Source organism: Microbacter sp. GSS18, from assembly GCA_029319145.1.
Classification (GTDB): domain Bacteria; phylum Actinomycetota; class Actinomycetes; order Actinomycetales; family Microbacteriaceae; genus Microbacterium.
In genome coordinates this window covers 169,444-189,026 of the sequence record CP119753.1, presented here as the reverse complement: position 1 = coordinate 189,026, position 19,583 = coordinate 169,444, and the positions used below count along the sequence as shown (strand labels likewise).

The 19,583-nt window shown below is 65.1% G+C and carries 9 protein-coding genes; 6 read left to right on the top strand and 3 right to left on the bottom strand.

What is annotated here, in order from left to right:
• Nucleotides 1-47 precede the first annotated feature (47 nt).
• From drmD to P0L94_00835, 6 genes are read left to right on the top strand one after another with little or no spacing between them, the layout of a single operon-like run.
• Nucleotides 48-3,251 carry a DISARM system SNF2-like helicase DrmD gene (gene drmD, locus P0L94_00860; protein WES64634.1) on the top strand — a complete coding sequence of 1,068 codons (3,204 nt, stop codon included), beginning with the start codon at nucleotides 48-50 and terminating at the stop codon, nucleotides 3,249-3,251.
• On the top strand, nucleotides 3,241-7,242 hold the full coding sequence (locus P0L94_00855; protein ID WES64633.1) for a hypothetical protein: 4,002 nt from the start codon (nucleotides 3,241-3,243) through the stop codon (nucleotides 7,240-7,242). Before drmD ends, P0L94_00855 begins: the two co-directional genes overlap by 11 nt.
• Nucleotides 7,242-10,940 (top strand): DISARM system helicase DrmA, encoded by a 3,699-nt coding sequence (drmA, locus tag P0L94_00850; GenBank protein WES64632.1) that lies wholly within the window; start codon nucleotides 7,242-7,244, stop codon nucleotides 10,938-10,940. Before P0L94_00855 ends, drmA begins: the two co-directional genes overlap by 1 nt.
• Nucleotides 10,937-13,021, top strand: a complete 2,085-nt coding sequence (locus P0L94_00845) for a DUF1998 domain-containing protein (GenBank protein ID WES64631.1) — start codon at nucleotides 10,937-10,939, stop codon at nucleotides 13,019-13,021. The genes drmA and P0L94_00845 overlap by 4 nt, the downstream gene beginning before the upstream one ends.
• Complete coding sequence (drmC, locus tag P0L94_00840; GenBank protein ID WES64630.1) at nucleotides 13,021-13,725, top strand: DISARM system phospholipase D-like protein DrmC; 705 nt, start codon at nucleotides 13,021-13,023, stop codon at nucleotides 13,723-13,725. The genes P0L94_00845 and drmC overlap by 1 nt, the downstream gene beginning before the upstream one ends.
• 9 nt (nucleotides 13,726-13,734) lie before the next feature.
• On the top strand, nucleotides 13,735-14,157 hold the full coding sequence (locus tag P0L94_00835; GenBank protein WES64629.1) for a very short patch repair endonuclease: 423 nt from the start codon (nucleotides 13,735-13,737) through the stop codon (nucleotides 14,155-14,157).
• Nucleotides 14,158-14,170: 13 nt separating this feature from the next.
• Here the strand turns inward: P0L94_00835 and P0L94_00830 are convergent, their stop codons facing one another.
• From P0L94_00830 to P0L94_00820, 3 genes are all read right to left on the bottom strand, one after another.
• Nucleotides 14,171-15,112 (bottom strand): HNH endonuclease, encoded by a 942-nt coding sequence (locus P0L94_00830; protein ID WES64628.1) that lies wholly within the window; start codon nucleotides 15,110-15,112, stop codon nucleotides 14,171-14,173.
• The gene (locus P0L94_00825; protein ID WES64627.1) at nucleotides 15,102-16,946 is read right to left on the bottom strand and encodes a DUF262 domain-containing protein; all 1,845 of its coding nucleotides are present in this window, start codon (nucleotides 16,944-16,946) and stop codon (nucleotides 15,102-15,104) included. The genes P0L94_00830 and P0L94_00825 overlap by 11 nt, the downstream gene beginning before the upstream one ends.
• 152 nt (nucleotides 16,947-17,098) lie before the next feature.
• Nucleotides 17,099-19,423, bottom strand: coding sequence for a DUF262 and DUF1524 domain-containing protein (locus P0L94_00820; GenBank protein ID WES64626.1), 2,325 nt, complete (start codon nucleotides 19,421-19,423; stop codon nucleotides 17,099-17,101).
• Nucleotides 19,424-19,583: the final 160 nt, after the last annotated feature.

The window sequence follows — 19,583 nt, the reverse complement described above, 5'->3', positions numbered from 1 at the left end:
CAGGCGACATACTGGAAGGCTTTGCTCTGGGGAATGAGGATGTGACGATGAGCTCGAGCGTGATCGAGAACACGGCGACCGGCAACACCGAAGTGCCGGAGATCGGCAGCTTGGTCAACGTGCGGGGCGCGCGCTGGTCTGTCACGGACGTGATGGCGCAGTCGCTACCGCGCAGCAGTGCTGACGACGGCCGCGCCGAGCTGCAGCATGCGGTGACCATGCAGTCGGTCGAGGAGGACTACTACGGTCGTGAGCTCTCCGTCATCTGGGAGCTCGAGCCGGGTCGCAGCGTGATTCACGAGCAGGGCCTGCCCGCCGCCCTCCGCCCCGACCAGTTCGACGAGCCGACGACGTTCGCCGCATACGTGGATGCGCTCCGCTGGGGAGCGCTCACGAGCGCCGACCCCAAGACGCTTCAGGCTCCCTTCCGCAGCAGTGCGTCTGTCGAGGCGTACCAGCTCGAACCTCTCCGTCGCGCGATCGATTCGCCTCGCGCCAACATGCTCCTCGCCGACGACGTCGGGCTCGGCAAGACGATCGAAGCGGGACTCGTCATCCAGGAGCTGCTGCTTCGGCACCGCGCCCGCTCGGTGATCGTGGTCTGCCCGGCGGGCCTCGTCATCAAGTGGCAGGAGGAGCTGCGCGACAAGTTCGGGCTCGACTTCGAGATCGTCAACTCCGAGACGATGAAGACGTTCCGCCGCACGTTCGGCGTCTACGCCAACCCCTTCCGGGTCTACCCGCGCGTGATCGTCTCGATGTCGTGGCTCCCCTCGCCGCGCGCGGAGCGCATGCTCGAAGAGGTGTACGCAAGCGTCAAGGATGCTCGCACCGCCGACCGTCGGGCGTTCGATGTTCTCGTCGTCGACGAGGCGCACCATGTCGCACCGGCGACACCGAGCCGATCCAGCGCAGACAAGCCTCGCTATGCCGTAGACAGCCAGCGAACGATCGCCGTGCGGCGACTCGCCGAGCTCTGCGAGCATCGCCTCTTCCTCAGCGCGACGCCGCACAACGGGTACACCGAGTCCTTCACCGCCCTGCTGGAGATGATCGATCCGCAGCGTTTCGCACGTGGCGCCGACCTGGACGAGACGGCGCTGAGGCAGGTGGCGGTGCGCCGCCTGAAGAGCGACCTGCCCAATGAGGGCTTCCAACTGCGGCAGGTCCGGCCGCTCTGGTTCGATCCCTCGGACGGCGAGTCCGAGGCATACGAGAAACTGATCGCCTTCACCCGCCGGCGCAACGACGCCGTGCAGAAGGAACGTGGCAGACGCGCGTCGGATCTCGCCACCATCATCCTCAAGAAGCGCTTCTTCTCCTCCCCCGTCGCCTTCGCGACGACTGCTGAGGCCTATCTCGAGGCACGCGGCGACGAGGACGTGCAGCTTCCCGAGTACGACGACGTCCTCGGCGACGAGGCGTCCGACGAGGAGGAGGGCCGGTCCGAGCAGCCCGAGCTCGAAGCGCTCCGCACCGCGAAGCGCGCCCAGGTCGCGCTCACCCCTGGCGACATCTCCGACCTCGAAGATCTCATCACGTGGGGCCGCGGCTACGACGGTCGTCCCGATTCGAAGCTCGACGCGCTCCTCCGACTCATCGAAGGCGAGCTGCTCGTCCCCGGCCACGGCTGGGGCGACGAGCGCATCGTCGTCTTCACCGAGTACGTCACGACGCTGGAGTGGCTCCGCGACGTCCTCGAGTCGCGCGGCCTCGGTGGCGAAAGGCTCGCGATCATCGACGGGTCGACGGATGCCGAGACCCGCGAAGAGATCCGTGCGCGTTTCAACGCGCCTCCGCGTGACGAGCCGGTCCGCATCCTCCTGGCGACGGATGCTGCCGGCGAGGGAATCGACCTGCAGAGCTACTGCCACCGCCTCGTGAGTTTCGATATCCCGTTCAACCCGAACCGTCTCGAACAGCGCATCGGCCGCATCGACCGCTACGGCCAGACCGAAACACCCCTCGTGTGGCACCCGCGCGCGTCCAAGCACAACACTTCCGACTACGCGAAGGACAATGACCTGCTGGCTCGCCTCGCGAGCAAGATCGCGAATTCGGAACACGACGGCATTTCCGCGAACGAGATCATCGCACCCGATCTGCAGCGAGATCTCGGCTACGGCGACGGTCCGACTCGTAAGACGCAGACGGATGCGGGCGGCAAGGTGATCAACCGCGTGCTGCAGGCCGAGCACACGCTCGGCGCAAACCTCACACGCCTCGCCGAGCGACTCGAAGGCTCGCGCGACCGCATGCATCTTCACGAGGGCAACCTGCTCCGCGTCTTCGAAGAGGGGCTCCGGATCTCAGGGCAGCCCGACCTCATCGAGGTTGGCGACCCCCGCGAGGAAGCTCGGCTATTCGAAGTCCCGCCTGGGCTCTCGCGCACCTGGGTACCTGCACTGACTGGCCTCAATACGCGCCTAGCGCCAGACGTCATGCGGCCGATCACCTTCGACGAGGAACGCGCGCGCCACCAGACGGACGTCGTCTATGCGCACCTCGGCCACCCGCTCATCCAGCGCGCGGCTCGCGAACTCCGCGGGCAGGTGTGGACGCGCACCGAGCACATCCGCGGCGTGAGCGCCGTGGTCGTCGACGGTCTGGACCAGTCGTTCGCGGCGGGTGTCGCCCGCCTCGTACTCGTCGGCGAGGGTGGCACGCGCCTGCACGAAGAGATCTTCCTCGCGGGCACGCGCCTGTCGCGCCGCCAGGAGCTGGGCATGGAGAAGGCGGAGGATCTGCTGTCTTCCGCACTGGACGGCATTCGCCTGACGCAGCCGAATGAGCGGGTGCTCACTGCCCTCGCCGCCGACTGGAACGCGGAGTCGGATGCGGCCGACGGCCTCCGCAGTCGCGTCAATGCCGCCATCCAACGGCGGGCGGAGCGCCTCCGCAGCGGCGTGGAGTCGGATCTGCAGGCGCGTCGAGACGCCGACCTCGAAACCGTCGACGAGATCTTCGCGCGGTTCCGCTCAACGCTGGAAGGCACCCTCGCCGCCGCTGAGGAGGCACGTCGTGCAGGCGAGGAGACTCTGTTTCAGCTCGCGGAGGAGAAGAAGCAGCGCGACGACGATCTCAAACGTATTCGCAGGCGCCTGTCGCACCTTGAGGACGAGCTGCATGCCGAACGCGACGCCGTCGAGCGCAGGTACCGCGATGTGCAGCCGCACACGTTCGTCGCCGCGCTCGTGTTCGCGCTGACCCCCGAAGACGCCCAGAAGCTGGAGGCCGCCGGTGCCCGTTGATGTGTGGGAGTGGCTGTCGCTGATCGACCATGACGGCCCCTTCCTGTCGAAAGCCGCGTTGAAGTCGTTCTATCCCTCCGGGCTGCCTCGGCCGAGCGCAGACGACACCAGCACGGTCTTCGTGGATGAGTTCGTCCGTTGGTCCGCCGCGTGGTCCGCGACGGAGGATGTATACGAAGCGGCACGGGACCGCTGGGTGACGGCCGTGCTGCGCCGCCTGCTGGATTGGTCCGAGGACCTGCAGCTCTCCCCCGCGGATCTTTCCGCGGAATCGCCCAACGGTGCGGTGACGGTGACCCCGTGGGCAACCCTGGCCGGGCACAGCGGGCCCACGGCGCTGGTCACGATGGTGGATCGCACCGACGATCTACGGAAGACCGGGACCGACGGTTGGTCGGCGAACGCGATCGATCGGATGGCGGTGCTGCTTCGCGAGACCGGGGTGACAATCGGCATCGTCACTGATGGCCGATGGTGGGCTCTGGTCTCGGCGGCCAAGGACGTCACGACCGCCAGCGGCGTGTGGGATGCCCTGCTCTGGCGTGAGGAACGCCCGAGCAGGGATGCGTTCCTCACCCTCGCGAGCTACACCTCGATCGCGGGCGGGGACGACAAGAAGCGGTTGCCGCTCGTATTCGCCAAGAGTGTCGCCAGCGCCGAGGAGATCACCGAGGCGCTCGGTGACCAGGTGCGCCGAGCTGTAGAACTCGTGCTGCAGTCCATGTCGGATACCCACCTGCGTGCCCTGGCCGAGGGTGAACCTTCCCCGCTGCCCGAGGATCCGAAGGCGGCCTACGAGGGAGCGGTAACGGTACTCATGCGTATCGTCTTCCTCCTCTTCGCCGAAGAACGCGGGCTGCTTCCCGAGCACGACCTGTACCGGTCGTCGTACGCGATCTCCAGGGTGCGGGAGCAGCTGCAGCGCGATGCGACGGCGACTTCGGTGGAAGCGCTCGACCACTCGTGGGAGGCGTGGCACCGTCTGCTTGCCGCGAGCAACGCCGTCTTCGGCGGGGCGTCTTTCCAAGACATGCGGATGCCGGCCTATGGCGGTTCGCTGTTCGACCCCGCCCGGTTCCCGTGGCTGCATGCCACCGACGCGCAGGGCCGCCTGCGGGTGCGACTGTCCGACCGCGCCATGTTCGCTGTCCTCCGCGCTGTGCAGACGATCGAAGACGGCGCGATGCAGCTGTCGTTCCGCGACCTCGACGTCGAGCAGATCGGCTACGTCTACGAGGGCCTGCTCGGCTACTCCGCGGAATACGTGTCCGACGTCACCGTCGGGCTAGAGGGAAGGAAGAGCGGGTTCGAGCCCGAAATCGCACTCGTCGAGCTCGAAGAGATCGCGAACGCCGCAATCACCCCCTCCGACTTCGCCAAGCGCCTCATCGAGCACCTGAAGAAGACTCAAGAGCAGTCGAAGCCCCGCACCGCGAACCAGATCACCAAGGCCTACGGGGCCGATGACCAGACAGCCACCGCCGATGCCCGCACTCGCCTGCGGCACGCGCTCCTCGGCGATGACGACCTCGCCGCACGGCTGGAGCCGTTCCACGGACTCATCCGCAACGACCTGCGCGGGTTCCCCTACGTTGTCCCCGCGGGTGGGCTGGTCATGACCGAATCGCCGCAACGCGCGAACACCGGCACTCACTACACGCCCCGTTCCCTCGCCGAAGAAGTGGTGCTGCACGCGCTGGAGCCACTGGTCTACTCCCCCGGCCCGCTCGACATCGAAGACCGCAGCCAGTGGAGGCTCAAGTCGTCGGCGGAGATCCTCGACCTGAAGATCGCCGACATCGCCGCCGGCTCAGGCGCGTTCCTCGTCGCGGCTGCCCGGTACCTGGCCGACCGGCTCATCGAAGCACGCGCGAACGAGGGCCTCGATGTCAGCCACGAGTCCGACCTGAAGCGGTGGGCCGTACGCGAGATCGTCGCCCGCTGCCTCTACGGCGCCGACATCAACGGCATGGCGGTGGAGATGTGCAAGCTCTCGCTCTGGCTCATCTCCATGGACCCCGGTAAGCCGTTCTCCTTCGTGGATGACCGCGTCTTCCACGGCAACTCCCTCCTCGGCGTCACCACGGAGGAGCAGCTGAAGGCACAGCACATCTACCCTGAGCGGCGCCACGGCCGTGAGCAGCTGCTCTGGTTCGACGTCGACAAGGACCTCGACGATGCCGCACGCATCCGACGTGAGCTCGCCTCCGGGCAGGTCGACGACGCCGACCGGATGCGCTCCACCAAGGCGAAGCACGCCCTCCTCGCACAGGCGGAGCAGGTCACCGCGAAGCTCAGCGACGTGGCCGACGGCATCATCGCCGCCGGTCTCCTCGAAGGCGGCAAACCCGGCAAGAATCTCGACGACCGCTACGACGACCTCGCCGACGCGCTCCGCGCTGCCTATCCCTCCGATGAGAACGCCGCGCCCGACCGCACCGAACTCGATTCCATCATCGCCGCGGGCCTCACCCCCACCGTCGACACAGGTGAGGCACGTTGGAAGCCCCTCCACTGGATCCTCGAAGCCCCCGATGTTATCCATACCCACGGCGGCTTCGACGCCATTATCGGGAACCCACCGTTCCTTGGAGGCAAGAAGTTGTCTCCTGCCTTGGGTGTCAACACGCGAGAATTCCTAATCGAGGCGATCGCTTCGGGGCAACCCGGTAATACCGACCTCGTGGTGTTCTTCCTACTGCGCAGCTACGGCATGCTGAACCCGCGCGGCCGTCTCGGTGTGATCACAACAAATAGCGTCGCCCAAGGGGACAATCGCGAGGTCGGCCTGGATCAGCTCGAAAAGAGAGGAGCGGTACTCGATAGAGCGGTTCAGAGCAAGGCTTGGCCGTCTCGCAGCGCCAACCTCCAGTACGCGGCAATGTGGCTCGGGCAGCGCTCATCTGTAACCATGCCGTGGCTCGATGGTGCACGAGTCGTGCGAATCTCGACGCTGCTTGAACCTGAGGGCCGCGTCCTCGGTGTACCGCATCGCTTGGCGGAGAACAGGAACACTGCGTTCATTGGCTCCTTCATCAATGGGGTGGGCTTCACGATGTCGCCGTCCGAGGCCAGCAAGATGCTGGCTGTGCGAATAGCCAACCGCGAGGTGCTCGCACCGTACCTAGTCGGCAACGACCTCAATTCCAGTCCCAGCGCCGAAGCTTCGCGGTGGGTTGTCGACTTTGGCGACCGCACCGAGGCGGTCGCGCGCAGCTTCGTAGAACCTTGGCATTGGATCGAAGGAGACCTGCGGTCGCATCGCATGACAATCAAGAACAAGCCTCGCATCGTGGACGAGTGGTGGAAGTTCGAAGCTCGCGCGCTCAAGCTATATGCCGCGATTGACGGCCTTGAGCGAACCGTAGCCATGGCAGTGACGAGCAAGACAGTGATGCCCCTGATGGTGACAACCCGGCAAGTGTTCAGTCACGCAGTGGTCGTGTTCGCGACGGACGATACGGCGGACTTCGCATTCCTTTCCTCAATGCCGCATCAGACGTGGGCAATCAAGTACGGATCAGGTATGCGAAACGATCCGCGCTACACCCCATCGGACGTCTTTGAAACGCTCCCGCGACCGGCGAATAGCGACGAGATGCGGCTACTCGGCAACCTCCTCGACCGGAGTCGACGTGATGTCATGCACCGGAGGGGACTTGGCCTAACAGCGCTCTATAACCTCGCAAATTCTCCGGACGTGCTTGGGGACCCCGATATCGAATCCATCCGATCTCTCCATAGCCAGATTGACGAAGCCGTGATGGAGGCGTATGGCTGGGCCGACATCCCGCTCGGACACGGGTTCCACACCTACCGCCAGATGGAGCGGTGGACGGTGAGCCCAGCTGCTCGAGTCGAGATCCTCGACCGCTTGCTGGAGGAGAACCACCGGCGAGCGAAGCTAGAAGGCGAGTCCGCTCCGACAGCCAAGTCGAAGCGAGCCAAGAGCTTCGAAGAATCCGCCGCGCCCGAAGGAGCGATGTTTTAGTGTCCACGGAATCCCCGACAAACTCTGCGCAAGTCCGCGAAGAGCTAGTCGATCTGATCAGTCGCGACCTCGTCGGCCCGTGGGACGGACCCGACGAGACGATCGTGGGCACACCCCGCGCCCGCTACCTCGCCGGCGCGCTCGCCCCGATCTCGCTCCTCGATGGCGGCACACCCGCCGCCGAATCGTCGACCGACGCCCTCGACGCCACGCTCGCCGACGTTCGCGCGGACGAGTCCCTCGCCGTCGCCGATCTCAGCGGCGTGCGCGATGTTCACGGCCTGCCCGCCGATGAAGAGGAGCCCATCGCGGAAGCATCGCCGAGCGAACCCGACGAGGATCGCGGACCCGAGTCGAAGATCATCGCCCCGTCGTCGATGGGCCTGCGATTCCAGGTGCCAGCGGACAATGGGCTGCTCCGGTTCACCGCACGCTGGGGCAAGTACGCTGCTCGGCGGGACGTGGACGACCAGGGCCGGACACAGACGTACTACGACCGGACGCCCTTCGAAGAGCTGGCCGAGATCGACATCTCCATCCTGCAGGACGGCAGCTCGACGAGACGAGTCTTGCCCGGAGACGTCGAGATCAGCGTCGAGGTGTTCGACGTCGAGGGACGTCGTGTCGTCGAAGCGGCCCTCCTCAACACGGCGATCACAGGACGTGAGCTGCCGCCGAAGCTGTGGATGTTCCAGGCCGAGCTCGAGGTCACCGCGCCGAGCGGGGACGCCGTCTTCCTGCCCGCTCGCGATGCGATGGTGTCCGATCGCGGCTCTCGAGACCTGGAAGTGCGCCGTCTCGACCTGCTCTACCGCGACCGCCTCGAGTTCGCCGTCGGCCGCACAGCCTCTGTGGACTGGGACCTCTCCGAAACCGACACGCGTCGGGCGACGGCGGTCAGGACGACCTGGCTCCCCACCGCAGAGGTTCCGCAGACGCAGGCTCCCGCGGTTGAGGGCGCGGTACTCAGCATGCGAGCGCTCATGGATGCATCCCCGGCAGAGCTCGAAGCGGGCCTGCAGCCGCTCATCGACGGGTACGCCGGCTGGCTGAAGGAACGGGAGGAAGACAACTCGAGGCTTCCGGAGTGGCTTCGGGAGCAGGGGCGCATCGGGCTCGAGGACGGCGACGCAGCGCTCGTGCGGCTGCGTGCCGGCCTCAACCTCCTCACGTCGAACGAGCAGGCGCAGCACGCGTTCTGGTTCATGAACCGCACGATGCGCGATCAGCGCCTGCGCTCACAGGTCGCGGCACTCCGAATCGAGGATAAGGATCTGTCGATCGCCGATGCCGTCGCAGCAGTCGATTCGCGCGGCGAGAAGGCGGCGTCCTGGCGCGCCTTCCAGCTCGCGTTCATTCTCATGCAGCTCCCCTCGGTCGTCGACCCGACTCACGTGCGGCGCTCGACCGATTTCGCCCGCGCCGAGCTGCTGTTCTTCCCCACCGGTGGTGGTAAGACGGAGGCCTACCTTGGCCTGGCCGCGTTCACGTTCGGCATCCGGCGCCTGCAAGGAAAGGTCGAGACGCCCGAAGGGCTGCTCGACGGCGGCGACGGCGTCGCCGTTGTCATGCGGTACACGCTGCGACTGCTCACATCGCAGCAGTTCCTGCGCGCAACCACACTTATGTGTGCCGCCGAGGTCGTCCGTCGAGAGGCTCCGGAGACGTGGGGCGAGACACCCTTCACGATCGGCCTATGGGTGGGCTCGAGCGTCAGCCCGAAGCGGTACACCGAGGCGGCAGAGCAGGTGAAGGATGTCCGCGAGCGGGATGGGAGCTCCGCCTACGGTCTCACCGTCCTCCAGTTCGACCACTGCCCCTGGTGCGGTACCGAGATCAACCCGAAGGCGAACGTCGAAGCCGACGACGTCGAGAAGCGCATCCGTGTGTATTGCGGCGATCGTCGAGCCCGTTGTCCGTTCGCCACCGGCGGGTCTGCCGAAGTCGGGCTTCCCGTTCTCACCGTCGATGATGAGATCTACCGGCATCCGCCGACCTTCCTGCTCGCGACCGTCGACAAGTTCGCTCGGCTGGCTCGCGAGGGCGAAGCGGCGAGCATCTTCGGCTATGTCGCGAAGAAGTGCCCGCGTCACGGCTACAAACACCTCGACACCGACGGCAGCGTCTGCGGCGCCGACACGCACAACACCAAGACCGCGAATGGACGAACCTACCCCGCGACGCAAGTCACGACGGTGGGCCGGCTGCGCCCGCCCGACCTGATCATCCAGGACGAGCTCCACCTCATCACCGGAGCACTCGGCACCGCGGTCGGGCTGTTCGAAGGCGCGATCGACGTCCTGTCGAGCTGGGAACTGGGTGCGCCCGGTGCAGCGAAGCCGGTGAAGCCGCTCGTCATCGCATCGACGGCTACCGTTCGGAAGGCGGCCGCGCAGGTCCAACGGCTGTATGCCCGAGACGTCGAGGTGTTCCCGCCGCAGGTGCTGAGCGTGAGCGACACCTTCTTCTCGAAGGAAGTGCCGCTCGACGAGGCCCCGGGACGTCGCTACCTCGGTGTGTGCCTTCACGGCGCTCGCCTGACACTGGCAGAGATCCGCCTCAGCGAGATCCTCCTGCTCGCCGGTCAGAGGTTGTTCGACGCGCATGGCGCGGCAGCGGAGCCGTACCTCACCCTCGTCGACTACTTCTCGGCGACGCGAGAACTGGCCGGTATGCGCCGGTACCTCGAGGATGACGTGACGACACGGGTGAGCAACCCTGACAAGTCGACCGGATATCCACGACGGCGCACACCGCTCAAGCTCGGCGAGCTGACTTCTCGCATCTCATCCTCCGAGATCGGGAAGACGCTCACGCACCTGGCATCGCCGTTCGACGCCGATACTGACACGACCGCCGGAAGGGCCGTCATCGCGGCCAAGCTCAAGGCCGGCGAGCAACTCGCCCCGCGCGAACTGCCGTACGACGTCGTGCTCGCGACCTCGATGCTCCAGGTGGGCGTGGACGTACCTCGACTCGGCCTGATGATGATCGTGGGTCAGCCGAAGAACACCGCGGAGTACATCCAGGCGTCCTCCCGCGTCGGACGAGAAGGAGCGAAGCCGGGGCTCGTGGTGACGCTAGCTAACCGTGCGCGACCGCGCGACATGGCTCACTACGAGCAGTTCGAGCACTACCACGACACGTTCTACGCGAACGTCGAGGCGCTGTCTGTCACGCCGTTCTCAGAAGCCGCGCTCGAGCGCGGGCTCACCGGCCTCATCGTCTCGGCTGCGCGTGTGATCGACGCAACAGCGACACCCAGCGAGTCGCTCTCTGCAGAAGCCAACACCGGCGCCGGCCGCATCACAGTCCGACGCTCGACTGTCGATGCCATCGTCGACAAGCTCGTCGCGCGTGTCGATATCGCAGCCGACACCGGGGCGGCATCGAGCATGAAGAGCAAGATCGTGCTGCGGCTCGACAAGTGGACGGACCGGGCGACAGCGACGTCGGGCGCGCTCACGTACTCGAAGAAGACACTCCCTCACCAGATCGTCGAACCTCTGCTGATCAGCCCCGAGGACTCCATCGGCGAGGAAGGCGATCGCCTCTTCCAGGTGGCCAACTCGATGCGCGAGGTGCAGCCCGAAATCGATCTGCTCGTGTCGCCCTTCCCCGGCAAGCTCGCCGAACCCGTGACCGCGACGACGCCGAAGTGGACATTCACCGTCAAGGCGAAGAAGGATGCCAAGTGACTGAAGAGAACGGTTCCGCCGCGCAGGCGACCGCCGATGCGGAAGACCCTGTTGTCGGCGTCCCTGGTGACGTCGCGGACCCCTACGCGGGCGCAGGGCAGCCGAAGAATCGCGCGCGGATCGGTTCGATCCGGCCGAACGCGATGCTGTACACGTCGGGCATCGGCGCGACCGTCGACCTCCCTCAGATCGCCGTCATGCCCCAGGGGATCGACTCCTGGGACAAGGCGTACGCGAGGATGGGTGGCGACCCCCCGCTCGTACTCGTTCCGCGTCTGGTCGAGGCTGTTCGCCGTCAGCTCGGTCAGCAGGTCGGCGAACTCCGCCAGCCGCCGTGGTTGCCCGACGAGCGCGGCGGCGACACGACGCCCATCGGCATTCCCACCCGGGTCTTCCCTCAATGGCTCCGCTGTACTGGATGCGATCTGCTCGCGCCCGCGTCCGCCGCGAGTACCTTCGAGTTCGAGAACACGCGCAAGCACCGCCCCGATCTGGCTCGGTTCGTGCACAAAGGGTGCAAGGGGCGCCACAGCGGCGGCAAGGCCCGTGACCGCGTCGCCGTACCGGCCCGGTACCTGATCGCCTGCACGAATGGGCACCTGGACGAGTTCCCGTACGTCGATTGGGTGCACGGCGCCGACGGCCACCGCACAGAGTGCGTTGCGCAGCCGAAGATGCGAATGCTCGAATGGCGCTCGAACCTCGGACCACAAGTATCGATCAAGTGCGTCGCCTGCGGCACATCCCGGAACATCGTCGAACTGACGCGGGCCGGCGGCGCGGACTCGCTGCCGAACTGTCGCGGGCGGCATCCGCATCTTCCGTCGTACGCGTCCGCAGACGACCCGTGCCAGGGTGAAGTCCGACTCATGCTCCTCGGTGCGGCGAACCAGTGGTTCCCCGCGACCATCAGTGTTCTCGTCCTGCCTTCACGCAAGGTGCCGCAGCCTGCCGACACGGTCACGGAAGTCTTGGGCCTGCCGCCCATACAGGTGTCGAAGCTGACATCTCTTGCGGCGGTCAGCGGATGGCGAATGTACGCACCCGAGAGCATCACCGAGCGGTTCGAGGGGATCTCCGACGAGGATCTCTGGACGGCCGTCCAGGTCGCTCGCGGCACGCTCCCGCCTCTTACGCCCGAGGCCTCCGGCCCGGTCGGATACGACCCGAACCACCTTCTCGTTCCCGAGTGGGAGACGCTGACGCATCCGACGGAGTTCCTCGCCGAGGACCGGCGCAACGGCTTCAAGGTGCATCCCGTTCCCGTCGCCGCGACGCTCGGCTCGGCGATCAGCGATGTCGTGGCGGTGGACCGCATCCGAAAGGCCAACGCGTTCATCGGCTTCACCCGCATCGACGCACTCGACCGCGTCGGGGACGACGCGACGCGCATCGCTCCGATCGCTTTGTCGGGCAAGCCGAAATGGGTACCCGCGACCGAAGACCGCGGCGAGGGAGTCTTCGTTCGCTTCGACGAAGCCACCGTCGAGGCCTGGGAGAGTGGCGTCCTGAACAGCGAGGTCTGGGCTGACCACTGCGCGGCCCACGAGCGGAACCTCGCCCGCCGGCAGAGCACGACGGCAGTGGCCGTCAGCGCCGATGACCGGATGCCGCCGCCACGCTATTGGGCCCTCCACACGTTGTCGCATCTGCTGATTCGAGAGATGGCCATGTCGAGCGGGTATGGGTCCGCATCACTTTCCGAGCGCATCTACGCATGGCGTGGATCAGACGGACGGGATCCGGCCGCCGGCATCCTGATCACGACCACATCGCCCGATAGCGAAGGAACGCTCGGTGGCCTGGTGGACTTGGCTCGTACCGAGCGTCTGGAGTCCGTGATGCAGGATGCGGTGCATCGTGCGCAGCGGTGCTCATCCGATCCGATCTGCGCGCACCGTGTGCCCAAGAACCAGGAGGACTTCCTGCACGGCGCGGCCTGCCATTTCTGCGCATTCCTGTCGGAGACGTCATGCGAGCGAGCGAATCGCTTCCTCGACCGCCGGTTCATCCTCGACCTCCACGCAGGATCGTTGGACGTGAAGCCGCTACTCGCAGGCATCTCGGCGAGCTTCAGCTGATGGCCGAGCCGTTCGTCGAACTCGCCTCGACGCTCACCCCAGCGGCAGCGCTGAAGGTGGCCTCGAGTTTGGAGATCGACGGACGACTATCGAAAGCGGTCGAGAAGCTCCCGCAGGGCTCCCCGGCTGCGACGCCGTTGAAGGCCGGGTACGAGGCGGTCGGCGGCCCGATGCTGGCGGCGGTGCTGCGCGGCTTCGCCACCGCGGCACAGACGAATGCGACCGACATCCGCGCGGTTTGGAGCGGCCCGACCTTCGATGGCGACGGTGATCACACCACGTCGGCGATCGCGCACCTCATCGACGAGGCCAATGAGGACGTCTTCGCCTCCACTTTCTCGGCGACAGCTGACTCGGAGTTCGTGAAGGCGCTGTGGCGGGCGATCGCGCGCGGTGTCCGCACGACCCTGCTCGTAGACTCCAAGCTCAAGGACGGGCAGACGGCAGCGATGCTGCAGCAGAAGCTCGCTGGTGCGAGGTTCTGGACGTACGTGCATCCGGACGGGCACTACTCCGCGCAGCACTCGAAGGTCGTGATCGTGGATTCACGGAGCGCGTTCGTGACGAGCGCGAATCTCTCGACTGCTGGAGCGGAACGAAACCTCGAGGCGGGTGTCATCGTGCACGACGCTGGGTTCGCCTCGCACATGCGGCAGCGGTTCACCAAGCTGCGGCAGGCCGGAGCAATCAGCGATCTGGGCTGAGGGTGAAGGATGACCGAATCCTGGGCTTCCTCCGAAGGAACGCGGAAGTCGATGCTCGCGAACAAGCGTCGCGACACATCGACGGAACTGGCGGTGCGCCGGGAGCTGCACGCGCGCGGTCTTCGATATCGCGTGGACTTCGCGCCCGTTCCCAATCTGCGACGACGTGCAGACGTCGTCTTCACCCGCGCACGCATCGCGGTCTTCATCGACGGATGCTTCTGGCACGGATGCCCTGTTCACGGGACCACGCCCAAGCGGAACGCGGACTATTGGGGGCCGAAGCTCGCCGCGAACGTCGAGCGGGACCGCGACACGGATGAACGGCTGCAGAACGCGGGCTGGACCGTCATGCGTTTCTGGGAGCATCAGGATCCTGCGGATGTCGCGTCGCGGATCGAGGGCCAGGTGAGGAGCATCACCGGACGTTGAGACCCGGCCACGGCTATCGACGGGGCCGGATGGCGGAATTGACGTGCTTGAACTTCAGATGCCAGAGCCATTCGAGTGACTCCCGGCTCGGACGAGCGCGAAGATGGGACACGTCGAACCGAGTGATGCCGATGTACGCGAGGTCCCTTCCCGGTCGCGGCACAACACGCAACCCCTCCGGATCGATCCGCCACAATCCTGCATCCATTGCGATGTGGTGGTTGGCGCAGAGAACGAGACCGTTGGCAGGGTCATCCGTCCCCTTCGCGAATCGCGGGCGCAGGTGTGCGGAGTTGAGAAGCTCGCGCTCCCCCATCTCGCACACAGCACATGCCGGCCCGTACCGCTCGACGACCTCGAAGGCGAAGCGACGATCATTCGGCTTCGACACCACGCGCTCCGCGATCCAGCCGCGCTGGGTGGTCGAGACGGACACAGAGAGGGATGCGGGTGCTGCGATCGGCGCATCTACGAACGTCAGAAGGAACTCGTGAGCCTCGTCGTTGCAGGCTGCGATATACGCCAATCGCGCGTCCCTCGTTGGCGCGTCCTTGTGCCCGCTGACCACGAAGATCGGCAGGCCCAGACGCATTGCGGTCCGTGTCGCTTCCACCTCCATCTCGTCGTACCCGGGCACCTCCGTCTCGGGGAACTTGTAGATCAGCCCCGTCTCAGACAACCGGTCGGCGTAGCTCGAACCATCGTGGCGTACGCCGATCGTGATGCCGTTCGGTGACCACACCGATGCCGTGCGCTTCTTATCGACCCACACGCCGCGGTAGCCCTTGTAGAGTTCGAGCTCGCGAATCGTGGCGGCGGGAGCGACGGCGGTCGGGTGACGCGACACAAGGGCGCGCCATGCCGACGACCTCCACGCAAGCTCGGCCGCGAGATCCTCCTCCGGAACCCCGCTCAGCACAGGCGGACGGAGGGTCGACCCGAAGTCACTGTTCATCGAACGCTGCCTCGGCAAGCTCGTCCTCGATACTCATTTCCGCGGTTGTCGCGCTCGCGGGCGCGGCCACCTCGGCCTCGTGGCCGGCATTGAGGGTGCGCTCCAACAGACCGCGTAGCATCGTCCGGCGCTCCTCAGCGAATTGTGCGAAGTCAGTCGCAGACGCGGGCAGCCACGGCAGGGCGTTTCGTGCCTTGTAGGCCTCGAGAGCATCCTGCGAGTCGAAGGTCTCGGCGGCCCATGCCGCCGGCGAACGGTCCGACTTGGAGATGTTCTCAGGCCCCTCGAGCAGCTGGAGGTTCGGGAGCAGATCCTTCGCACCGATCAGGTTCTCGATGTCATCGCGCGCGATGCCGGCATCTTTCAAGGCCCCCCGACTCAGCAACGCTTGCGGGAAGACGTGGTCCACATGATGCACGTTTCGCGTGTTGACGTGAGGGAAGAGCGTCGCGAGAACGGCGAACGTGCGAGCACCGCCATAGGCGAGCGCAAGAATGTCCTCGATCTGCTCCGGGCCGAATAGCAGCGACTTTCCGCGGGCGGCCATACGGCGCTCGATCTCCGCGACCGGGAACGCGGTCGCGCCGTGGTCGAGGATGGCCTGCCGCAAGTCGCGGAGAAGCGAGTCCAGCCCTGAACCCCAGATCCCGCGCATGATGAGCGAGCGGAGCACCCACGACTTCACTGCTGCCCGGTCGCTTGCCTCGGCCGGTGCGGTTCGGTAGGACTGGGTCAATCGGCGGCGGTGGATGTAGTACGCAACCGGGATGAGGACGCTGTTCGCCGACAAGGTTGCGCCGGACAGACCGAAGTCGCTGAGGAGTCCCGCCGCCACCTTCAAGGAGTCGCTGATGGCGTCCCATTGCTCGTCGAGCCTCGCCATGTTGTCGGCGGTGAAATTCTTGACCTGGAACCCGATGTCGTTCACGCCGGCGAGCACGAGTCCGGACTTGAGCACGACGTCGCGCGAGAAGCTGAATCCTCCGCCTGTCGTGTTCAGCGTATCGACGAGACCGTGGATCGCAGCACGCGCGTCGCGCTCCTTCCATTGCGCCGTCGCAATCGAGAGGAGAAGGTCGCTGTACGACAGCACGGTCCCACCCGAGTTCACGCGAATGAAGATGTCGAGCACGCGCTCGACATCCTGCTCCGCCTCCTCGTAGAAATACAGCGACTGCGTGCTGTGGACCGCCTTCCACAGCTGGCTGAGCATGCTGCGCGCCGACTTGGTGTTCGCGAGGCCCGCTTCTCCAGCGAGATCCCACAGGTCGCCTAAGTCATCGGTTTCGAAGACCTTGGAGACCGGAAACCACACGCGTGTCGGGTCTTCGGCGGCCGCAGCCTCCTTGACGTTCGCGTCGGTGAGGAATCGGAAGTCGTATCGGAGCCCGGCCTCGTTGTCTCCCGCTTCCGTCATGACGTTGAGGTAGAGGCGACGCGTGGGGTAGTTGTCGGGGTTGTTGCTCCAGGCGCGTGCGTTCTTGAACGCGTACGAGCCGCGAAGACCGACATTCAGCGAAGTGAGTCGCTGCTGCCCATCGAGTACTGCACGCACCGCCTGGCCTGGGGCAAGGTCCAGAGTCGGATTGTGCCGGTTGCTGAACTCATTGAAGTCGCGCATGAATCCGTAGAACCGGAACTGATCGACGGTCGCGGGCTCGACTCGCCAGGAAAGGAATCCGCCGATGGGATAGCCGCGCATGATGGAGTCGAACAGCGCGATGATCTGCTTGGGCCGCCAGACATACTCGCGCTGGATAGCCGGGAGGATCAGCTCGCCCTTCTGGATCGAACGGAGTGTCTCGGCGATCGTCAGCGGCGGCAGATAACCCATATTCCGACCCTATCGGGCGCGTCGCGCAGCTCCACGAGACTGCTTGTGGTCTCGCCGCTCTCAGCACGGCGCGGCATCCGTTCAACTCGCGAGTCCACTGCGCGGTCGATCTCAGCGCGCGCGATCCCGCGACGTGATTCGCCGGGGTCCTCCTATGAGTCTCCTAGCTGATACTCGTACGCCTGCCGCACAAGACCCATGACGTATGTGAAGTCGCTGGTTTCGTCCAGTGGCACCTCGTAGTCACCGTTGCCCCACCGCCCCATTCCGCTGACGTCGCGCGCGATCCCGCGCTCGTCAACCAGAGTGTTTGCCGGGATGTTCAGAGTGAGGAGCAACCGCGCTGCCTGCGGAATCACGTCGACGAAGTTCGTCTCGACCTTGAATGCGACATAGAGCTTCAGAAAGTGAATCGTGACGGATGGATCAAGTGCGACGATAGCCGTTCGTAGTCGCTCGAAGTCGGCGCGGCGGGCTGGGCGCATCAGGTATGTGTGGTCCTCGATGGAGTACCCCGAAATCGCGCGGGACTCCTGGTACTTCGAGAGAACCTCCGGCGAGAGCACCGGCCTCGACCAGATCGCGATAGCTTCACCGGCTAAAGCCCGTGCGCGCTCCTCGATCGCTGAGGCGTTCCACGTAGTCAGCTGCCCGAGACCGCGGTTCAGTCGGAGCGGGCTATCGCGGAATCCGCCCTCCATGTCACGTTTCTCGCTGAACGGTCGATCCGAGTACTCGGAGTTGTATCCGGTTAGCGTAAGGTTCCCCAGCGTGTGGAGATACTTTGCCTGCACTTCGGTCCACTCTGGCCCCAAGTCCTGCCGCCATTCAGCGCGAAGGTGAGGATTCTGAGGAAGAATGTGCTCGATGGTGTACTCCTCAATCGACACATGCTCCTTGCGCCCATGATTCTCAAGTAGCCGGAGGAAGTACGAGCGACGCTTGAAGTGATACAGGTCTATTGACCGCAAGCTCTCTTCGAAATCGGAATCTTTCGGGAAGACGCGATAGCCCTGCATCTTCAAGAAGTGGGCTTTGACGCTCTCGACGTATGCGTCCTTGCGAACAGCACGTGAGAAGGTCTGAAAGGTTGTGTTCAGCGAATTCGTTGCGAGTCCGACAACCGCGCGGCGGAAGACATAGGACGCGACAAGTCGGACGATCTCGAGAAGCTCGTCGGCACTCAGGACCCCGAGGTCGCGATCTGTGTACGCCTCGAGAAGGAAGGGATACACAACATCTGCACGAATCTGCGCGAGGTCCGCAAATGCCGATTTCAGCCCAGGGTGCGTTTCCATGCCAAGAGCGATAGCACCGTAGCGGACCGAATAGTCGCGCAACTCGATCACCAACTCGTCTATGGACTGACCCTCCTGGGCTCGGGCCCTGGCGTGTTCCTTGAACGCGTCGTACACATCCGCGAGCCGGGGAATGCTCCCTGTCATCACAGTCAAGTAGTGCCGAACGAAGTCGTCGAATCGAGAGTCCTGTCCGGAGCGTCCGAAATCGAGTTCCATCGGTCGCCAGTAGTTCCGATAAAGATGAGACTGATGATCGGGCGGCAGATCCATGAGCACGAAATTCCTGATCAGGTCTGCCTGCGAAAGCTTCTTACCCGTCGAGTTCATCGCCTCGAACACCAGTTGCGGATGATCGACTCCGAGCTGCAAACGCACGTCGACAACAGTGAGCTTTGCCAGCCCGGCGCAGAGCGCGGCCAGATTGAGCTTCTTGTCTGCGATCTTGGAAACGAAGAAGTCGTAGTTCTCCCATACCCTCCCAACGCGACGTACATCAGGCCGCTCGTCTAGCACTGCCATGAGCGCCTCCCGATCACCCTGGGAGAGGAGGAGTCTGTATCTTCTGTCATCTGACTTGAACCGATTGACCAAGTAGGAGACGCGGATCTCCTCGGGCGAAAAGCCTTCGAGTGGTTCCTGACGGTCAGCCGGCTCACGGTCCAAGCGGTGAACAAGGGCCGCGAGAATCAGGGTCAGTGTCGTCACCCGCTGTTGGCCGTCGATGATGAGATTGGGGGCTTGGTTCGTGCTCGTTCCCGCTGCCTTCTCTACATAGACGACAGAGCCGGTGAAGTGCGCTCCGAGCTCGTCGCTTGCTCCAGCCTGGAGGATGTCCCTCCACAGCTGGTCGCACTCGTCCTCGCCCCAGGCATACGCTCGCTGGTAGATCGGCACTTCAAACTGGCTCGTCACCTTCAACAGATCCAGGAGGTTCGCGTCCACTGCCTTCATCGATGCTCCGATCTGCGCTGCAAGTGCTCCAGCTGCCAACCTAGTTGAGACCCGAACAACGATCAGGGCGCCATGCGCGGATCCCCACCCTCTGCCCACGAAGCCGCAGTGATCCCGCGGGTCGAGCTGGCCGGGCTGCGGATCGTCGAGGAGCCCCACCGTGGCAGCCGCAATGTGCCGGCCGCTCCCCCGGCATCCGGGCGGCGGGTCGTGGATCTCAACCACCCGATCCGGGCAGGGCTCGGCACCTACCCGCGCCTCCCTGCACCCTCGATCACCCGCACCTCACGCGCGAAGACTCCCGCTCGCGCTACGCGCCGGGCACCGCGTTCGCGATGGACGTCATCACGTTGCTCGGCAACACCGGCACCTTCGTCGACTCTTC